This window comes from Pseudomonas sp. D(2018), from assembly GCF_005502555.1.
Taxonomy (GTDB): domain Bacteria; phylum Pseudomonadota; class Gammaproteobacteria; order Pseudomonadales; family Pseudomonadaceae; genus Metapseudomonas; species Metapseudomonas resinovorans.
Map to the genome: position 1 here is coordinate 25,241 of NZ_SCOK01000007.1, position 14,537 is coordinate 39,777.

12 protein-coding genes are annotated in these 14,537 nt (G+C 64.3%); 1 reads left to right on the forward strand and 11 read right to left on the reverse strand.

Annotation, left to right across the window (positions count from 1 at the left end; all coding sequences use genetic code 11):
• From FFS60_RS07120 to FFS60_RS07160, 9 genes are all read right to left on the reverse strand, one after another.
• A complete protein-coding gene (locus FFS60_RS07120; protein ID WP_256658051.1) occupies positions 1-1,140 on the reverse strand; it encodes a thiolase family protein in 1,140 nt (379 codons plus the stop codon).
• Positions 1,141-1,145: 5 nt separating this feature from the next.
• Positions 1,146-1,502 (reverse strand): Zn-ribbon domain-containing OB-fold protein, encoded by a 357-nt coding sequence (locus tag FFS60_RS07125; RefSeq protein ID WP_137821542.1) that lies wholly within the window; start codon positions 1,500-1,502, stop codon positions 1,146-1,148.
• Positions 1,503-1,719: 217 nt separating this feature from the next.
• Positions 1,720-4,245: a LuxR C-terminal-related transcriptional regulator gene (locus tag FFS60_RS07130; protein WP_137821543.1), complete on the reverse strand. Its 2,526-nt coding sequence runs from the start codon at positions 4,243-4,245 to the stop codon at positions 1,720-1,722.
• Positions 4,246-4,380: 135 nt separating this feature from the next.
• Positions 4,381-5,751, reverse strand: a complete 1,371-nt coding sequence (locus FFS60_RS07135; RefSeq protein WP_137821544.1) for a DUF1329 domain-containing protein — start codon at positions 5,749-5,751, stop codon at positions 4,381-4,383.
• A 31-nt stretch (positions 5,752-5,782) separates the two neighbouring features.
• Positions 5,783-7,657, reverse strand: a complete 1,875-nt coding sequence (locus tag FFS60_RS07140; RefSeq protein WP_137821545.1) for a DUF1302 domain-containing protein — start codon at positions 7,655-7,657, stop codon at positions 5,783-5,785.
• Between the two features lie 171 nt (positions 7,658-7,828).
• A complete protein-coding gene (locus FFS60_RS07145) occupies positions 7,829-8,560 on the reverse strand; it encodes an amino acid ABC transporter ATP-binding protein (protein WP_028627981.1) in 732 nt (243 codons plus the stop codon).
• Positions 8,547-9,197, reverse strand: a complete 651-nt coding sequence (locus FFS60_RS07150; protein WP_028627982.1) for an amino acid ABC transporter permease — start codon at positions 9,195-9,197, stop codon at positions 8,547-8,549. Before FFS60_RS07150 ends, FFS60_RS07145 begins: the two co-directional genes overlap by 14 nt.
• Positions 9,194-9,859, reverse strand: a complete 666-nt coding sequence (locus tag FFS60_RS07155; protein ID WP_028627983.1) for an amino acid ABC transporter permease — start codon at positions 9,857-9,859, stop codon at positions 9,194-9,196. The genes FFS60_RS07150 and FFS60_RS07155 overlap by 4 nt, the downstream gene beginning before the upstream one ends.
• A 24-nt stretch (positions 9,860-9,883) precedes the next feature.
• Positions 9,884-10,669, reverse strand: a complete 786-nt coding sequence (locus FFS60_RS07160; protein ID WP_028627984.1) for a transporter substrate-binding domain-containing protein — start codon at positions 10,667-10,669, stop codon at positions 9,884-9,886.
• Positions 10,670-10,954: 285 nt separating this feature from the next.
• On the opposite strand from FFS60_RS07160, the gene FFS60_RS07165 reads away from it, so the two are divergent.
• Positions 10,955-11,656, forward strand: coding sequence for a FadR/GntR family transcriptional regulator (locus FFS60_RS07165; protein ID WP_137821546.1), 702 nt, complete (start codon positions 10,955-10,957; stop codon positions 11,654-11,656).
• A gap of 42 nt (positions 11,657-11,698) precedes the next feature.
• Here the strand turns inward: FFS60_RS07165 and FFS60_RS07170 are convergent, their stop codons facing one another.
• Together FFS60_RS07170 and FFS60_RS07175 are read right to left on the reverse strand one after the other, a co-directional pair.
• Positions 11,699-13,867: a xanthine dehydrogenase family protein molybdopterin-binding subunit gene (locus FFS60_RS07170; RefSeq protein ID WP_137821547.1), complete on the reverse strand. Its 2,169-nt coding sequence runs from the start codon at positions 13,865-13,867 to the stop codon at positions 11,699-11,701.
• Complete coding sequence (locus FFS60_RS07175; protein ID WP_028627987.1) at positions 13,864-14,346, reverse strand: (2Fe-2S)-binding protein; 483 nt, start codon at positions 14,344-14,346, stop codon at positions 13,864-13,866. Before FFS60_RS07175 ends, FFS60_RS07170 begins: the two co-directional genes overlap by 4 nt.
• Positions 14,347-14,537: the final 191 nt, after the last annotated feature.

The following is a 14,537-nucleotide window of genomic DNA, read 5'->3' on the forward strand; positions in this document are numbered from 1 at the left end:
TCACACCCCCAGTACGTGAACGGAAGACGCGGCATGGTCGACGCCGGCGATGCCGCCACCGGTGCACTGGGCAACGCCGATGGTGGGCTTGTTGTCCGCCTGACGGCCTGTTGCGCGGCCCTGCAGCTGCCACATCAGCTCGACCATCTGTGCCACGCCGGTAGCGCCCAGCGGGTGCCCCTTGGCGAGCAGGCCGCCGCTGGGGTTCACCGGCACCCGGCCGCCCAGGCGGGTGGCACCGGAATGCAGCAATGCGACGGCTTCGCCATGCGGTGCCAGGCCCAGGGCCTCGTAATAAAGGAGCTCAGCGATGGTGAAGGCGTCGTGCAGCTCGACCACGCCCACCTCACGCGGGTCCACGCCCGCCTGCTCATAGGCCAGGCGCGCGGCGCGGGCGGTGATCTCGGCATCGAGGATGTCGTCGCGGGCACCTTCACGCAGGCCGGAAACCACGATCGAACCCAGTACGCGGACGTCCTTCGCATGGGGGCCGGGCTTGGTACCCAGCACCAGGGCGGCGGCGCCATCCACCTGGGACGGGCAGCACTGCAGCAGGGTCAGCGGGTCGGCGATCATGCGCGAACCCAGCACCTCTTCCAGGGTCACTTCGGTGCGCTGCTGGGCGTACTCGTTCAAGGAACCGTGGTAGCGGTTCTTCACCGCGATACCGGCCAGGTCAGCCGGGCTGGCACCGCGCTCGTGAATGAAACGGGTCGCGCGCATGGCATAGACCGCTGGCAGCACCATGCCGGCCTTGGCGAACAGGTCGGTCTTCTCGTCGTTGCGTTGCATCGGAATGGTGCCGCCACCCAGTTGGGTCAGCTGCTCGATACCGAACACCAGCACCCGCTCGTACTGCCCGGCGAGCAGCGCGTGGCGCGCCAGGTGCACCGCAGTGGCGCCGCTGGCGCAGGCGTTCTCGATGTTGTAGACGGGAATCCCGTCCAGGCCGAGGTCACGCAGGATCACCTGGCCGAGGATCATGCCGCCGAGGACGTTGGCGCAGTAGATCGCCTGGATGTCCTTCAGCGCGAGTCCCGAGTCGGCCACCGCTTTGAGGATCGCCTGCTGCGCCAGTTCCGGCGCCATCACACCCTGGTGGCGGCCAAAGCGGGTCATGGCACCGCCCATTACATGCATCTGGCTCACGGGCGGGCCTCCACGGATTCGAACACATAGCCATAGGTTTCATCGGGCAGGACGCGATAGCTGCCACCGATCACCGGGCGCTCGTTGCCGGTGATCCGGCCGAACAGGCGCACCGGACCCTCCAGGTCCAGGTAACCCAGGGCGAAAGGTTCCAGGCCGCTCTTCGGGCTCGGGTTGATGATGGTGAAGCTGTACAGGCTGCCCTCACCGGACAGCAGCTCGACCTGGTAGTGATCGGCCAGTGGCGAGTGGCTGGGCAGCATCGGGAACACCAGTTCACCGGTGGCGATATGGCGGGAGCCAAGCAGGCGCGAGGGGCTATCGGCCCCCCAGAGGGATGGCAGCGGGTTCATGTCGACCTCCTGTTGTTTTCAGCCGCGCAAACGGCTCTGGACAGGCGCTATGGTCGACATCGGGCGCAGGCCCGACAAACGATATAAAGACCACCTTTGATTGAGGTTTTATCAAACGAAACAGCGTAGGCCGCCACGGATTCGCCGTGGCGCCACGTACGAAGAAACCTGCATTGCAGGCGCTAGGAGCTCAGTCGCGTGACGAACTCCGAGCATCTCATTGGGTCAGCCCCAACTCCTTGGCGCGAATCACGGCCTGCGTGCGCCGCTCCACCCCGAGCTTGTGGTTGATGCGCTGTGCGTGGGTCTTGACCGTGTGCAAGGAAATGAACAGGGATTCGGCGATCTGCTGGTTGGAATGGCCCTGCGCGATCAGCTTGAGCACATCCAGTTCGCGCCGGCTCAACAAGGCGACTGGCTCGCATTCGACCACGCTGCCGGCGCCCTTGCCGGCCCAGCGCATCATCGCCGGATTGCGCTGACTGAATGCCCGTTCGAGGCTGGCAAGCCCCAGTTGCCGGGCCATGGCCAGGGCATCCAGCAGCACCTGTCGGGCCTGGGCCGGCCTGTTGCAGCGGTGCAACGCCTCCGCCAGGCTGAACCCGGCTTCGCAAGCCAGCGGACGTCGTCCTTGGGCAAGTGCCGAGCTGTGGATGGCCGCGAGACTGTCCACTGCCTCCTCTGCCGCTTCGCTGGCCAGCAAGGCGCGCGCCAGCAGCAGGCGCAGACGTACATTCAGCTCTGGCGCGCCGAATGGCGGCAGTTGAGTGGCTACGGCCAATTGATTGCGCAACGCTTTTTCGGCCTGAACGTGATTGCCCTGGTGCAGCCAGAGCCGCGCCTTGGTCAGCACGATCAGGCCCTGGTAGAGCTGCACGCTGATGCGGCCGTACTGCATCAAGCGCTCGGCTTCGGCGATGCGCGCGAAGGCGCCCGAAATGTCGCTGTGCAATGCATCCAGTTCGGCCAACCCCAGGTAACCCCAGGTGGCGGCCGGATCGGCGCAGGCCTGGCACTCGCGCACGCCGGATTCGAAAGCGGCTTCAGCCTCCGCATAGCAGCCACGCTGCAACAACAGGCTGGCGCGCAGCAATTGCACGCGCCCCTTGATGGGGCTGTCCTCGGCCCCCCAGGCGCTGCTCAACTCCTGGTGCAGGCGGGTCAGCAGGGTTTCCGCACGCAGCAGCTCGCCACGGACTTCCAATAGCTTCACGTACTCCAGGGCGAGCACGCTTTCGATGGCCAGGCTGCCGTGCTCACGGGCCTGTTTGATGGCCTGCCGGTTGAGCGCCTGGGCCCGCGGAAAATCACCTTCGATCAGCGCCTGCTCGACTTGCAGCACCGCGCACAGAAGGCGCTGGCACCAGGCTTGCTCCGGCAGTTCGGCAATCGCCTCAGTCACCAATGGCCGCGCCTGCTCGGCATCCCCGCGGTGAAACGCCAACTTGCCCGTCAAGGCCTTCCATTGGGCAATCAGCTCGAACTGCCGACGTGCATCCGGTTGCGGCAGGAAGCGACCGAGCGCGTCAATGAAGTACTGCGACTCTTCGAGCCGTCCGCTGAGCAGCAGCAGCCAGGCATTGATCAGGGTCAGTCGGGGGGTGCTGGTCAGCATCGACAGCGGCAACTCACGGCGCCACTCCAGCAGCAAGGCGAAGTCGCTCCCCTGCAGCATGCGGTCCTGGGTATAGCGCTCCATCAGGCTGGCAGCCACTTCCGGTTGTTCCGCCTTGAACGCGTATTCCAGCGCCGGGCCTATCTGCTCCAGGCCGATGTACCACTGGCAGGCCTTGCGGAACAGCGACTTGGCCAGGTTGCCGGGCAACTGCTCGGCCAGCAGCGGCGCGAACGTCCGCTGCACCCGCAGCAGTTTTCCCTCCTGGTCGACGGGCTCGATGAACAGGCCACATTCGAGTAGACGGTCGAGCAATTCTGCGCCCTCGCCCATGCCCAGCAGTTGCTCGCACAGGCCCCGGTCGAACTGCGGAAACTGCGCCAGGCTGCACAACGCCTGCAGCCAGTCAGCGGGGAGTTCATCAAGCACTTCGCGCCTGAGGTATTCCAGCACCAGGGCATTACCGCCATCCAGCGCGGCCTGCTGGCCGGGCTTGAGCCCGAGCAGGCGCAGGCAGATCCCGGCACACCAGCCCTGGGATTGCTCCATCAGTCCCAGGACCGCCGGGCGTGGCCAGTGATGGCCGATCCGTTGCAGCAACTCGGCCAGTTCGCCTTCGCAGAACGCCAACTCATGGCCGCCCAGCTCGAACAGTTCGCCATCCAGCAGTAGACGGGCCAGTTGCAGTAGCGGGCGGCGACGACCGGCAACCCACCAGCGCGTGCGATTCGACGAACCGAGGATGAGTTCGTTGAGCGCCCGATCCAGCTCGCTGGCGGTCAGGCGCGGATAGTCGTCCAGCACCAGCCAGCAAGGCTGCTCCTCCGCATGCAGGTGCTGCATGATCGCGTCGAGGTCGGCCGTCGCCAGGCCCAGCGCGTCCGCCAGGCGCTGCAGAAATGCCTTCGCATCCAGGCGCTGGCCACGCAGGTCGAGGTAAACCAGTCGGGTATCGGTTGGGCACTGCCGCATGCACTCGCCAAGGAGGACGCTCTTGCCGCTGCCGGCCGTGGCGCACAGCAGGCGCAACCGGCAATCGGCCTCCAGCAGGGCATCGCGCAGGCGTGGACGGGGAATGTGGAGCGGCGGTAGCCGAGGCAGGTCGGCATTGAGCGGCGGTTGTGCCATGGACACATACGCTTCCTGATCGATGATTGAACCATCCTTGCAGAGCGTGAGGAGATTGCGCAATGGCCGCTTTTACCAACGAAAAAGCGGCCCCGGAGGGCCGCAAAACACACGGGTGTAGCGTTCAGTTGCGAATCAGCGGATACCGGCCTGGCGCAGGGCTGCCGGCGTGTAGGCCGACGCGGACGCCGTGGCGCCGAACTCGTAGCTCTGTTTCTCCTCGTTCTTCAGGCCCAGTACCGAGTAGCGGCCGGAGATCAGGTCATACAGGGTTTCGGCGGTATAGCCCGGCACCTGCTTGTGGTAGTACTGCTGGACATGGCCTTCACCGACGCGCCACAGCTGGCCGCGACCGTCGTAGTGATCGACCAGCGCCAGCTGCCAGCTGTCTTCGTCGAAGTACATGTGGCGGGTGGCATAGATGTGGCGCTCGCCCGTCTTGAGCTTGGCCACCACTTCCCACACGCGATGCAGCTCGTAGCGGGTCAGGTCCTGGTTGATGTGGCCCGGACGGATGATGTCCTTGTACTTGAGGCTCGGCGAATCAAGCTTGTAGGCGTTGTAGGGGATGTACATCTCCTTCTTCCCGACCAGCTCCCAGGTGTAACGGTCCGGCGCGCCGTTGAACATGTCGTAGTTGTCCGAGGTGGCCAGACCGTCGGCGGCGGTCGCCGGGCCGTCGTAGGCCACCTGCGGCGCACGGCGCACGCGGCGCTGACCGGCGTTGTAGAGCCACGCCAGGCGCGGTTCCTTGACCTGGTCGATGGTCTCGTGGACCAGCAGCACGTTGCCGGCCAGGCGCGCCGGAGCGGTCACGTTCTGGATGAAGAAGAACAGGACGTTCTCGGCCTTGTTCTTGTCCATGTCCGGCAGGTTCGCGGGGTACGACACCTCGTCGGTGAACTGGACCATGCTGAAGGCGCCGTTGGACTGCGGCTGCACACGGGTCATGTAACGCTTGATGTTACCGCCGCGGTAACGGGTGCTGTGGTTCCACACCACCTCGACACCGCTCTTGGGAATCGGGAACGCATAGTAACGACTGTCACTGAAGCCCTTCAGGCCGTTACCACCATCCACGCCTTCGGTATTCAACGCGCTGGTCCTGGCCGCGGCGTAGATGTTGTCCGGGAGCGCCGCACTGCGGTGGGTCTTGTACACCGGGATCTTGTAGGTGTCCGGATAGCGCTTGAACATCGCCATCTGACCGGCCGATAGCTTGTCCTTGTACTGCTCGGCGTTGCTCGCGGTGATGGTGAACAGCGGCTTCTCATCGGCGAAAGGGTCGGAGAGGAAGCCCTTGGCATCGACGCTGCCGGCAGTCTGCGGCAAGCCGCCGGTCCACTCGGGAATGCTGCCATCGGCGTTAGCGGTCTTCTCTGCGCCAATCGGGGTCAGGCTGGTACCGAGCTTCGCGGCCTCATCCGGGGAGACCTTGGCCATGACGCTGGTCGCCAGCAGGCTCAGTGCCAAGGCACCGGATTGCATCAGTCTTTTCTTGTTCATTGGTCTTTGTCCTCTACTTCTGGTGCAGCGCTTAGAAGCTCATCCCGACGCTGAGCGCGAGAAAATCGCGGTCGATCGAGGTGTTGTATGTGCCACCGAAGAAATCGGTGTAGGAAAGGCTGGCGCTGTAGGTGTTCTGGTAGTCGGCATCCAGGCCCAGGCTGACGGCCTTGTTGCCCTCGTTGAAGGCGCCGTTGGCGCCGTAGCCGTCGACATCGTGGGACCAGGCCACGCTGGGCTTGAGGTTCACGCCGGCGAACACGTCGTTGTAGTCCCACACCGCACGCATGCGATAACCCCAGGCCGTACTGGTGACGAAGCCATCGTCCTCGCAGTACTTGCTGACGTTCTCGGCGGTGGCACTGCCCAGCGTGCTGGCGTTCAAGGCCAGGCAGGTGTTGACCGGGCCAGTTGCTGGCAGCGGACCTGGACCATAGACCGGGTCACGCCCGTAGCGCGCCTTGCGGGTGCTTTCCAGGCCGCCGACGTGGGAAACGCCGATTTCGCCCACCAGGGTCAGGCGCTCGGCGCCCATGACCTGATCGAAGAACTGCACAAAGGTGGTCTGGAACTGGGTGATTTCCTTGCGGCGATAACCATGCAGGTCCTGGCCTGGCGTGCCATCCAGCACCGAGGCATTGCCGAAGGCGGCGAATGCCGGGCTGAGCGCGGCCAGCGGCCCAACGCCGGAAAACAGGATGTCGGTGGAGTTCAACTGGACCGGCACATTGGGGCGGTAGCTGAGCTCACCGCTCCAGGCGGTGCCGGTGGGCAGCGTGGTGGAGAAGCTCAGGCCGTAGAGGCGGATATCCTCGGGATACTCCATGAAGTAGTTGGAGCGACCGGCCACGGCCAGGGGCGCCAGGGCTCCCAGCCCCGCCGAATCGATGAATACGGCTTGTGACGGCGCAGCGCCGCTGAAGATCGGCGTCCGGCTGTGGTAGTTGATGAAGTAGGCGCCGAATTCAGTGTCCAGCGGTTCGAAGAAGTAGCGCAGCGCGGTACCCCATTGGCCGCTGTCGTCGGCATCGCGGTCGGCACCACGGCGAACCAGTACGCCCTCCTGGTTGACATCGATTCCTCGGGCCGTCAGGAGCCCGAGCGCCGGCCCGAGAGACGAGGCCGACCGCAGTACGCGAAGGTTGTCGTCGCAACCGTCAGCCACGATATCCGGCTGGGCGAAGAAGGTGCCGCAGTTGTCGACGACGGTCTGGTCCCATTCCAGTTGATAGAAGGCCTCGGCGGACAGGTTGTCGGTCAGGCTCTGGGACACGTAGAACATGTTGACCGGAATCAGGCCTTCCTTGATCTCGGCGCCCGGACGACGGAACGCGGAGACGTCGATCGGGTTGATCGCGTTGATGCCGTTCTGGATGAAGGTGCTCTCGCCCCAGCTCACCACCTGCTTGCCCAGGCGCACGCTGCCCGGCAGGTCGGCGATGGTGTAGTTGTGGTAGATGAAGGCGTCCAGCAACTGGGCACCGGAGGACTTGGCGCCTTCCTTGCGGCCGCTGTCGTCGATGTCCTTGAACAGGCGGTCTTCATCCTTCAGTTCGAAGTCGTACCAGTACTTGCCGCGCAGGAAAACGCCGGTATCGCCGTACTTCAGTTCGAGGTCGTGAATGCCCTTGAAGATCTTCGAGAAGGTCTCGCCCTTCTTGAAGTTGAGGTGGGAGTCGTCGGAGGTTTGCGACAGGCCGTCCCCACCATTGTTCGATCCGATCAGGTCGGGATCGGCCCCGCGCATGGACCAGCTGGCCCCCACGGACAGGGAAGAGTCGAACTGGCCTTCGATTTCACCGACGTTGAAGCTCACCGCTCCCGCCGGAAGCGCGATGCTCGCTGCGACGGCGGCAGCCAGCGCGTGGGGATAGAAGGATGTGCAGGTCTTTCTTGTTGTTTTCATTGGCCTCTACCAGATGGGCATTGCGAGGAGGCCAACGCTATTCAATCACCCCACCCCTCCGTAACCGGAGAAGTAGTGATTCTGAAAGTCATACCAAAGAGTGAACGAATTACTGCGCCAGGACAGGGGCCTGGCGCGTGTAACCCTGCAGCCGGCAGGACGGATGGGATGCTACTGCTCCACCATGCCGATGAAGTTGGCCAGCTCCGGCGTCTGCGGGGCGCTGAACAGGGTTCGCGGATCACCCACCTCGTGCACTTTGCCGTGGTGCATGAACACCAGCTTGTCGCCGACTTCACGAGCGAAGCGCATCTCGTGGGTCACCATGATCAGGGTCATGCCTTCGCTGGCCAATTGGCGGACCACGCCGAGCACTTCGTTGACCAGTTCCGGGTCCAGGGCTGAGGTGATCTCGTCGCAAAGCAGCACCTTGGGCGACATCGCCAGCGCACGCGCAATCGCCACCCGCTGCTGCTGCCCACCAGACAGACGATCCGGGTAGGCGTCGACCTTTTCCGCCAGGCCGACCCGGGCCAGCATCTCTTCGGCGAGGGCCCGCGCCTCCGCCTTGCCGAGTTTCTTCACCACCTGGGGCGCGAGCATCACGTTCTCGCCCACCGTCAGGTGGGGAAAGAGATTGAACTGCTGGAACACCATGCCGACCTTCTGGCGCAGCGAGCGCAGGTCCGCCCTGCCGGCGTCCAGGTATTCGCCGTCCACCTCGATCACACCGTCGTTGATGGATTCCAGGCCATTGAGCGTGCGCAGCAGCGTGCTCTTGCCGGAACCGCTGCGGCCAATGATGGCGACCACCTCGCCCTCTTCAATGCTGAGGTCGATACCCTTCAGCACATGGTTGTCGCCGTAGTACTTGTGCAGTGCGGAAACTCTAAGCAGGGACATGCAGCCTCCTCTCCAGGTGACGTGCGCTCAGCGAGAGCGGATAGCAAAGGATGAAATAACCCAGGGAGACCAGGCCGTAGATCAGGAAGGGTTCGAAGGTGGCATTGGCGAGCATGCCGCCGGTCTTGGTCAGTTCGGTAAAGCCGATGACGGAGGTCACCGCCGTGCCTTTCACCACCTGTACCGAGAAACCCACGGTCGGTGCGATGGCAATGCGCAGCGCCTGGGGCAGCACCACATGGCGCAATTGCTCCAGCCGGCTCATGGCCAGGCTTGCGGATGCCTCCCACTGGCCGCGCGGAATGGACTCGACGCAACCACGCCAGATTTCGGCGAGGAAGGCGCTGGTGAACAGCGTCAGTGCCACCGCGGCCGCCGCCCAGGCGGAGACGTCGATGCCGAACAAGGCAATTCCGAAGAACACCATGAACAGCTGCATCAGCAGCGGCGTGCCCTGGAACAACTCGATGTAGCCACGCGCCAGGGTGCGCAGCGTGAAGTTCCCGGAAATGCGCGCCAGCAGCACCAGCAGGCCAGCGATACCGCCGCAGACGAAGGCCACCAGCGACAACAGCAGGGTCCACTGCAGCCCGGTGACCAGGTTGCGGACGATGTCCCAAAGGGTGAAATCCATCAGCGCCTCCCCATGATCAGGCGGTTGCCGGCCCAGGCCAGTACCTGGCGCAACAGGATGGCCATGACCAGGTACAGGGCCGTGGTCAGCAGGTAGGTTTCGAACGCGCGGAAGTTGCGCGACTGGATGAAGTTGGCGGCGAAGGACAGTTCCTCCGTGGCGATCTGCGAGCACACCGCCGAACCCAGCATCACGATCACGATCTGACTGGACAGCGCTGGCCAGACCTTGCCCAGCGCGGGCTGGATGACCACGTAGCGAAATGCCTCGAACCGGCTCATGGCCAGGGCCGCCGCGGCCTCCAGCTGCCCCTTGGGGATCGCCTGGATGCCGGCGCGAATGATCTCCGTCGAATAGGCACCGAGGTTGATCACCATCGCCAGCACGGCCGCCTGCCATTCGCTGAGACGAATGCCCAGCGAAGGCAGGCCGAAGAAGATGAAGAACAACTGCACGATGAAAGGCGTGTTGCGGATCAGCTCCACATAGGCACCGAACACCCAGTCGAACGGTCGCAGGCGCCAGGCCCGCACCGCGGCGCCGACCACACCGATGGCGACGCCGAGCAATGTCCCGATGACGGTCAGCTCCAGGGTGAAGATCGCGCCCTTGAGCAGCAGGTCACCCTGCTGCAGCACCGGCAGGAAATCGAATTGATACGCCATGGATGGACCTCCGGCAGCAGTGGCTCAGAGGTCGGCAGGCAGCGGCTGCTTCAGCCACTTCTCGGCGTTGCGATTGAGGCTGCCATCGGCCTTGGCCTCAGTGATGATCGCGTTGACCTTCTGCAGCAGCGCCGGCTCGTTCTTGGCCAGGCCGATGTAAACCGGAGAGTCCTTCAGCTTGACCTTCAGCGCCGGCACCTTGGCCGGGTTCTTCGCGGCGATGGCCGCCATCACCACACTGCCGCTGGCGATCAGATCAACCTGCCCGGCCAGGTAGGCGGCAATCGTGGAGTTGTTGTCCTCGAAGCGCTTGATGGTGGCGTCCTTGGGTGCCACGGCGCTCAACTCCATATCCTCGATCGAGCCCCGGGTAACGCTGATGGTCTTGCCCGAAAGTGCTTCGAGCGCGGTGATGGCGACGTCCTCGGGACCGAACACCGCCAGGTAGAAAGGCGCGTAAGGCGTGGAGAAATCGATCACCGCTTCGCGCTCGGCGTTCTTGCCCAGGCTGGAGATCACCAGATCCACCTTGCCGGTGGTGAGGAACGGAATGCGGTTGGTGCTGTTGACGGGCGTCAGCGCCAGCTTCACTCCCAGTTTGTCGGCCAGCAGTTGCGCGGTGTCGATATCCAGGCCGCGTGGCTTGAGGTCAGGCCCGACGGAACCGAAGGGCGGGAAGTCCTGGGGCACCGCCACCTTCAGTACGCCGCGCTCGCTGATATCACTCAGCGCATCCGCCTGGGCGATGGGCTGGGCCAGCGTGCCGCCGCAAAGAAGAGTCGCCAGCAGAAGGTTCCGGAATTTACGCATGGGGGCTTACCTCGGGGTAGATGGCAGGACGATTTTCCTGTCAGGCCCCAGTGCACAGCCCATGCCAGCACGCGGTCGGGAAACCGGGCTGAATCGTTAAAGCCAGCAGGCACAAGGTCTTACTGGTCTGAACAGTTGAAGTTGCTGACCACTTGGTCAATCGACCCCGTGTTCCCCTTTTGTGCAGCGGCTTCCAGCCGTGCGCCAGGCCGGTGCAACGCTTGCAAAGTGCACCTTTCCGGCCTTAAAAGATGTCCATTCGACGAACCAACTGGTCTGAACAGCATGCTCGACACCATCCCTCGCGCAGTCCCCGAAATTGCCCTGCAGGCCATCCAGAAACTGATTCGCGATGGGGGTTATCAAGCGGGCGACGCCCTGCCCTCGCAACGCGACCTGGCCGAGCAGCTTGGCGTCAGCCGTGCGTCCCTGCGCGAAGCGCTGTCCTCACTCAGCGCCCTGGGCCTGATCAGCGTGCAGCCTGGCAAGGGCGTGTTCGTCCAGACGCCATCACCGACCGTGCGCACCGCGCCCCAGGGTTTCTCCTGGCCTTATGCCGAGCAGGTTTCGGCCGCGGATACCTTCCAGCTGCGCTATGTGCTGGAAGGCTTCTCAGCCGGCCAGGCCGCCATTTCCCTGACCGCCGAAGACATCGACCAGTTGGAGGCCAATGTAGCGGCCATGCGCCAGGAACTCCGTGCCGCCGACTTCGAGGCGGCCGCACGCCTCGACTTCGAATTTCATAGGCGTTTGCTGGAAGCCAGCGGCAACCGCGCCATGCTGCAGATCATCACCGCCAGCCAGGACATTTTCCTGGAGAGCCAGAAGCTTCCCTTCATCCGCCCCGAGCGGGCCATGGAAACCTGGCAGGAGCACCGCAAGATCCTCCGCCACCTCGCCCGCCACGCCTGCGGTCCGGCACAGAAAGCGATGCAGGAACACATCCGCAACGCAGCATCGCGCACGGGCATTCTCTTCCCGGTTTGACGTCGGGCTCACCGATCCAGAGGCATCGGTGAGCCCTCCGCCTCAGGCCTGCTTCAACTGCGCCGGGTCGATCGGCAGGCTGCGCAGGCGCTTGCCGGTCGCGGCGTAAATGGCATTCACCACCGCCGGGGCGATGATCACGGTGGACACTTCGCCCAGGCCACCGGGGGACTCGCCGCTGTTGATGATGTGGGTCTCGATGGGTGGGACCTCGTTGATACGCAGCAGTCGGTAACTGTCGAAGTTGCCCTGCTCGACCCTGCCGTCCTTGAAGGTAATGTTGCCGAACAGCGCTGCCGTCAACCCGAAGACGGTGCCACTCTGCATTTGCGCCACCACCGAGTCCGGGTTGATGGGAATGCCGCAATCCACCACGCCGATCACCTTGTTCACCTTCACCGTACCGCTGGCATCCACGCTCACCTCCGCCACTTGCGCCGCGTAGGTGCCGAAGCAGTAGGTCAGCGCAACGCCACGGCCGTGCCCGGCTGGCAGGGGTGAATCCCAGCCGGATTTCTCGCGCAGGGTTTCCAGCACCTTCAGCGCCCTCGGGTGTTTCTCCAGCAACGGAGCACGGTAGGTGAATGGGTCGGCCTTGTTCATCACCGCCAGCTCATCCATGAAGCCTTCCACCATGAAGGCGTTCTGGGTGTGCCCCACGCCGCGCCAGAAAGCGGGGGTGATGCCCTTCGGCGGATCATGGCGCACGTAATGCACGGCGAGGTTGGGAAAGCCGTAGGGCCCGCAGGCATCGCGCACGGCATCGCCATCGACCCCGTTTTTGAATCGGTCCGGCGCCCAGCGCGCGATGATGGACCCGCCGGTGACCTTGTGGGTCCAGGCGATGGGTCGTCCCTGCTCGTCCAGGCCGGCCGACAGGTGGTTGTAGTGGAAAGGCCGCAAGGTACTGTGGCGGGTGTCTTCTTCCCGGGAGTAGATGACCTTCACCGGGTAATCCACCTGCTTGGCGATCTCCACCGCATGGCCGACGAAGTCGGTTTCCAGGCGCCGACCGAAACCTCCGCCCAGCAGCTGGTTATGCACCTGCACCGCCTCTTCGGGCAAACCGGTGAGCTGTGCCGCCAGGGTCTTGGCCCTGGTTGGCACCTGGATGCCAAGCCAGAGGTCGCAACCGTCCTTGCGCACATGGGCCGTGCAGTTGACCGGCTCCATGCAGGCGTGGGCGAGGAACGGCACCTGGTAGGTCACCTCGACCTTCTTCGCCGCCTTGCTCATGGCCTCCTGCACATTGCCCTCGGCACGGGCCTGCACCCCCTCTGCCTTGGACGCCTCCGCGATGTTCTTCAGCAGGTCGGCACTGGAAAGCTTGGCGTTTTCACCCTCGTTCCACTTGATCTGCAACGCTGCCAAGCCTTTGCGTGCCGCGCCGGTGTGATCGGCAATCACCGCCACCGCGTTGTTCGTCCGCACCACCTTGCGTACGCCCTTGACCGCCATGGCCGGCGCTTCGTCCACCTCGGCCAAGGTGCCGCCCAAGACCGGGCAGATGGTCAGCGCTGCGACCTTCACACCCTCGGGACGGGCGTCGATGCCGTACATGGCCTTGCCCCGGACCTTGTCGGGGCCATCGGTGCGCTTGGCCGGCGTGCCAATCAGCTTGAACTGGGCCGGCTCCTTCAGGGCAACCTCGCCCGGCATCGGCAGCTTCGCGGCGGCGTCCACCAGTTCGCCGTAGCCCAGCTTGCGCCCGCTTTCCGCGTGCACCACGACGCCGTTCTCAGCCTTGCAGCTCTCGACCGGCACCGACCACTGCTGCGCTGCCGCCATCACCAGCAGGGTGCGTGCAGTGGCGCCAGCCTGGCGCAAGGGGACCCAGTTCGCCGGTACCGATGTCGAGCCACCGGTAACCTGGAAGCCCAACATGGGGTTGGCGTAGCGCTTGTCGTCGGCCGGAGCGTGCTCGATCACCACCTGGTCGAGGGCTACTTCCAGCTCTTCGGCGATCAGCGCGGGCATCGAGGTGTACGTGGCCTGGCCCATTTCCACGGGCTGAATGATGAAGAACACCTTGCCGCTGCGATCGATGCGGATGTAGGCGTTCGGACTGAACTCACCCTCTGCGGCCCGTGCATCGCCCATCAGGCCCGGCACGGTGAAGCTGATCAGCAGGCCGCCACCCACCGCGGCGCTGGCCTTGAGAAAGCCCCGACGGCTGAGGCCGAGGTCGGTGATTGCGCTGACGTCGTTCATGCTGCGCCCTCCCCTTTCGCCGGTTGCGGCCCAGCCGCCACCTTGATGGCCTCGCGGATGCGCAGGTAAGTGCCACAACGGCAGATATTGCCGGACATGGCGCCGTCGATTTCCGCATCGCCGGGATTGGGGTTGCTGGCCAGCAATGCAGCGGCAGACATGATCTGCCCCGATTGGCAGTAGCCGCACTGCACCACCTCCTGGGCCAGCCAGGCGTCCTGGACACGCTTGCCTACTTCGGTGTCGCCGATACCCTCGATGGTGGTGATTTCCGCACCCACCATACTGCTCACGGGCATCAGGCAGGAGCGCACCGCCGCGCCGTTCATGTGCACGGTGCAGGCGCCGCACAGGGCCATGCCACAGCCGAACTTGGTGCCGGTCATGCCCAGCACGTCACGTAGCACCCACAGCAACGGCGTATCAGGATCGACGTCGACGCTGTGCTCGGCGCCATTGATTTTCAAGGTGAGGGCCATATCGCCTCCTGTTGGTTTTCATCAGGAGCCCGTCTGCACGGGCATTGCACGGTTCGCCAGGGCAATACGGCGGCCCCGGAAGCAAAGGCAGGGGAAGGGATTGATCAAGGAGCGCCTGAGTGGGCTTCGGGTGGCGTGCCTGGGTAGTCGACAAGCAGAACCTGAAGCATGGGGTGCCTCCGTAGGTAGGC

What these genes read in the sequence shown, in the direction of transcription:
- FFS60_RS07120 (WP_256658051.1), bottom strand. Translation starts at nt 1,140, where the DNA reads ATGCATGTAATGGGCGGTGCCATGACCCGCTTTGGCCGCCACCAGGGT.
- FFS60_RS07125 (WP_137821542.1), bottom strand. Translation starts at nt 1,502, where the DNA reads ATGAACCCGCTGCCATCCCTCTGGGGGGCCGATAGCCCCTCGCGCCTG.
- FFS60_RS07130 (WP_137821543.1), bottom strand. Translation starts at nt 4,245, where the DNA reads ATGGCACAACCGCCGCTCAATGCCGACCTGCCTCGGCTACCGCCGCTC.
- FFS60_RS07135 (WP_137821544.1), bottom strand. Translation starts at nt 5,751, where the DNA reads ATGAACAAGAAAAGACTGATGCAATCCGGTGCCTTGGCACTGAGCCTG.
- FFS60_RS07140 (WP_137821545.1), bottom strand. Translation starts at nt 7,657, where the DNA reads ATGAAAACAACAAGAAAGACCTGCACATCCTTCTATCCCCACGCGCTG.
- FFS60_RS07145 (WP_028627981.1), bottom strand. Translation starts at nt 8,560, where the DNA reads ATGTCCCTGCTTAGAGTTTCCGCACTGCACAAGTACTACGGCGACAAC.
- FFS60_RS07155 (WP_028627983.1), bottom strand. Translation starts at nt 9,859, where the DNA reads ATGGCGTATCAATTCGATTTCCTGCCGGTGCTGCAGCAGGGTGACCTG.
- FFS60_RS07160 (WP_028627984.1), bottom strand. Translation starts at nt 10,669, where the DNA reads ATGCGTAAATTCCGGAACCTTCTGCTGGCGACTCTTCTTTGCGGCGGC.
- FFS60_RS07165 (WP_137821546.1), top strand. Translation starts at nt 10,955, where the DNA reads ATGCTCGACACCATCCCTCGCGCAGTCCCCGAAATTGCCCTGCAGGCC.
- FFS60_RS07170 (WP_137821547.1), bottom strand. Translation starts at nt 13,867, where the DNA reads ATGAACGACGTCAGCGCAATCACCGACCTCGGCCTCAGCCGTCGGGGC.
- FFS60_RS07175 (WP_028627987.1), bottom strand. Translation starts at nt 14,346, where the DNA reads ATGGCCCTCACCTTGAAAATCAATGGCGCCGAGCACAGCGTCGACGTC.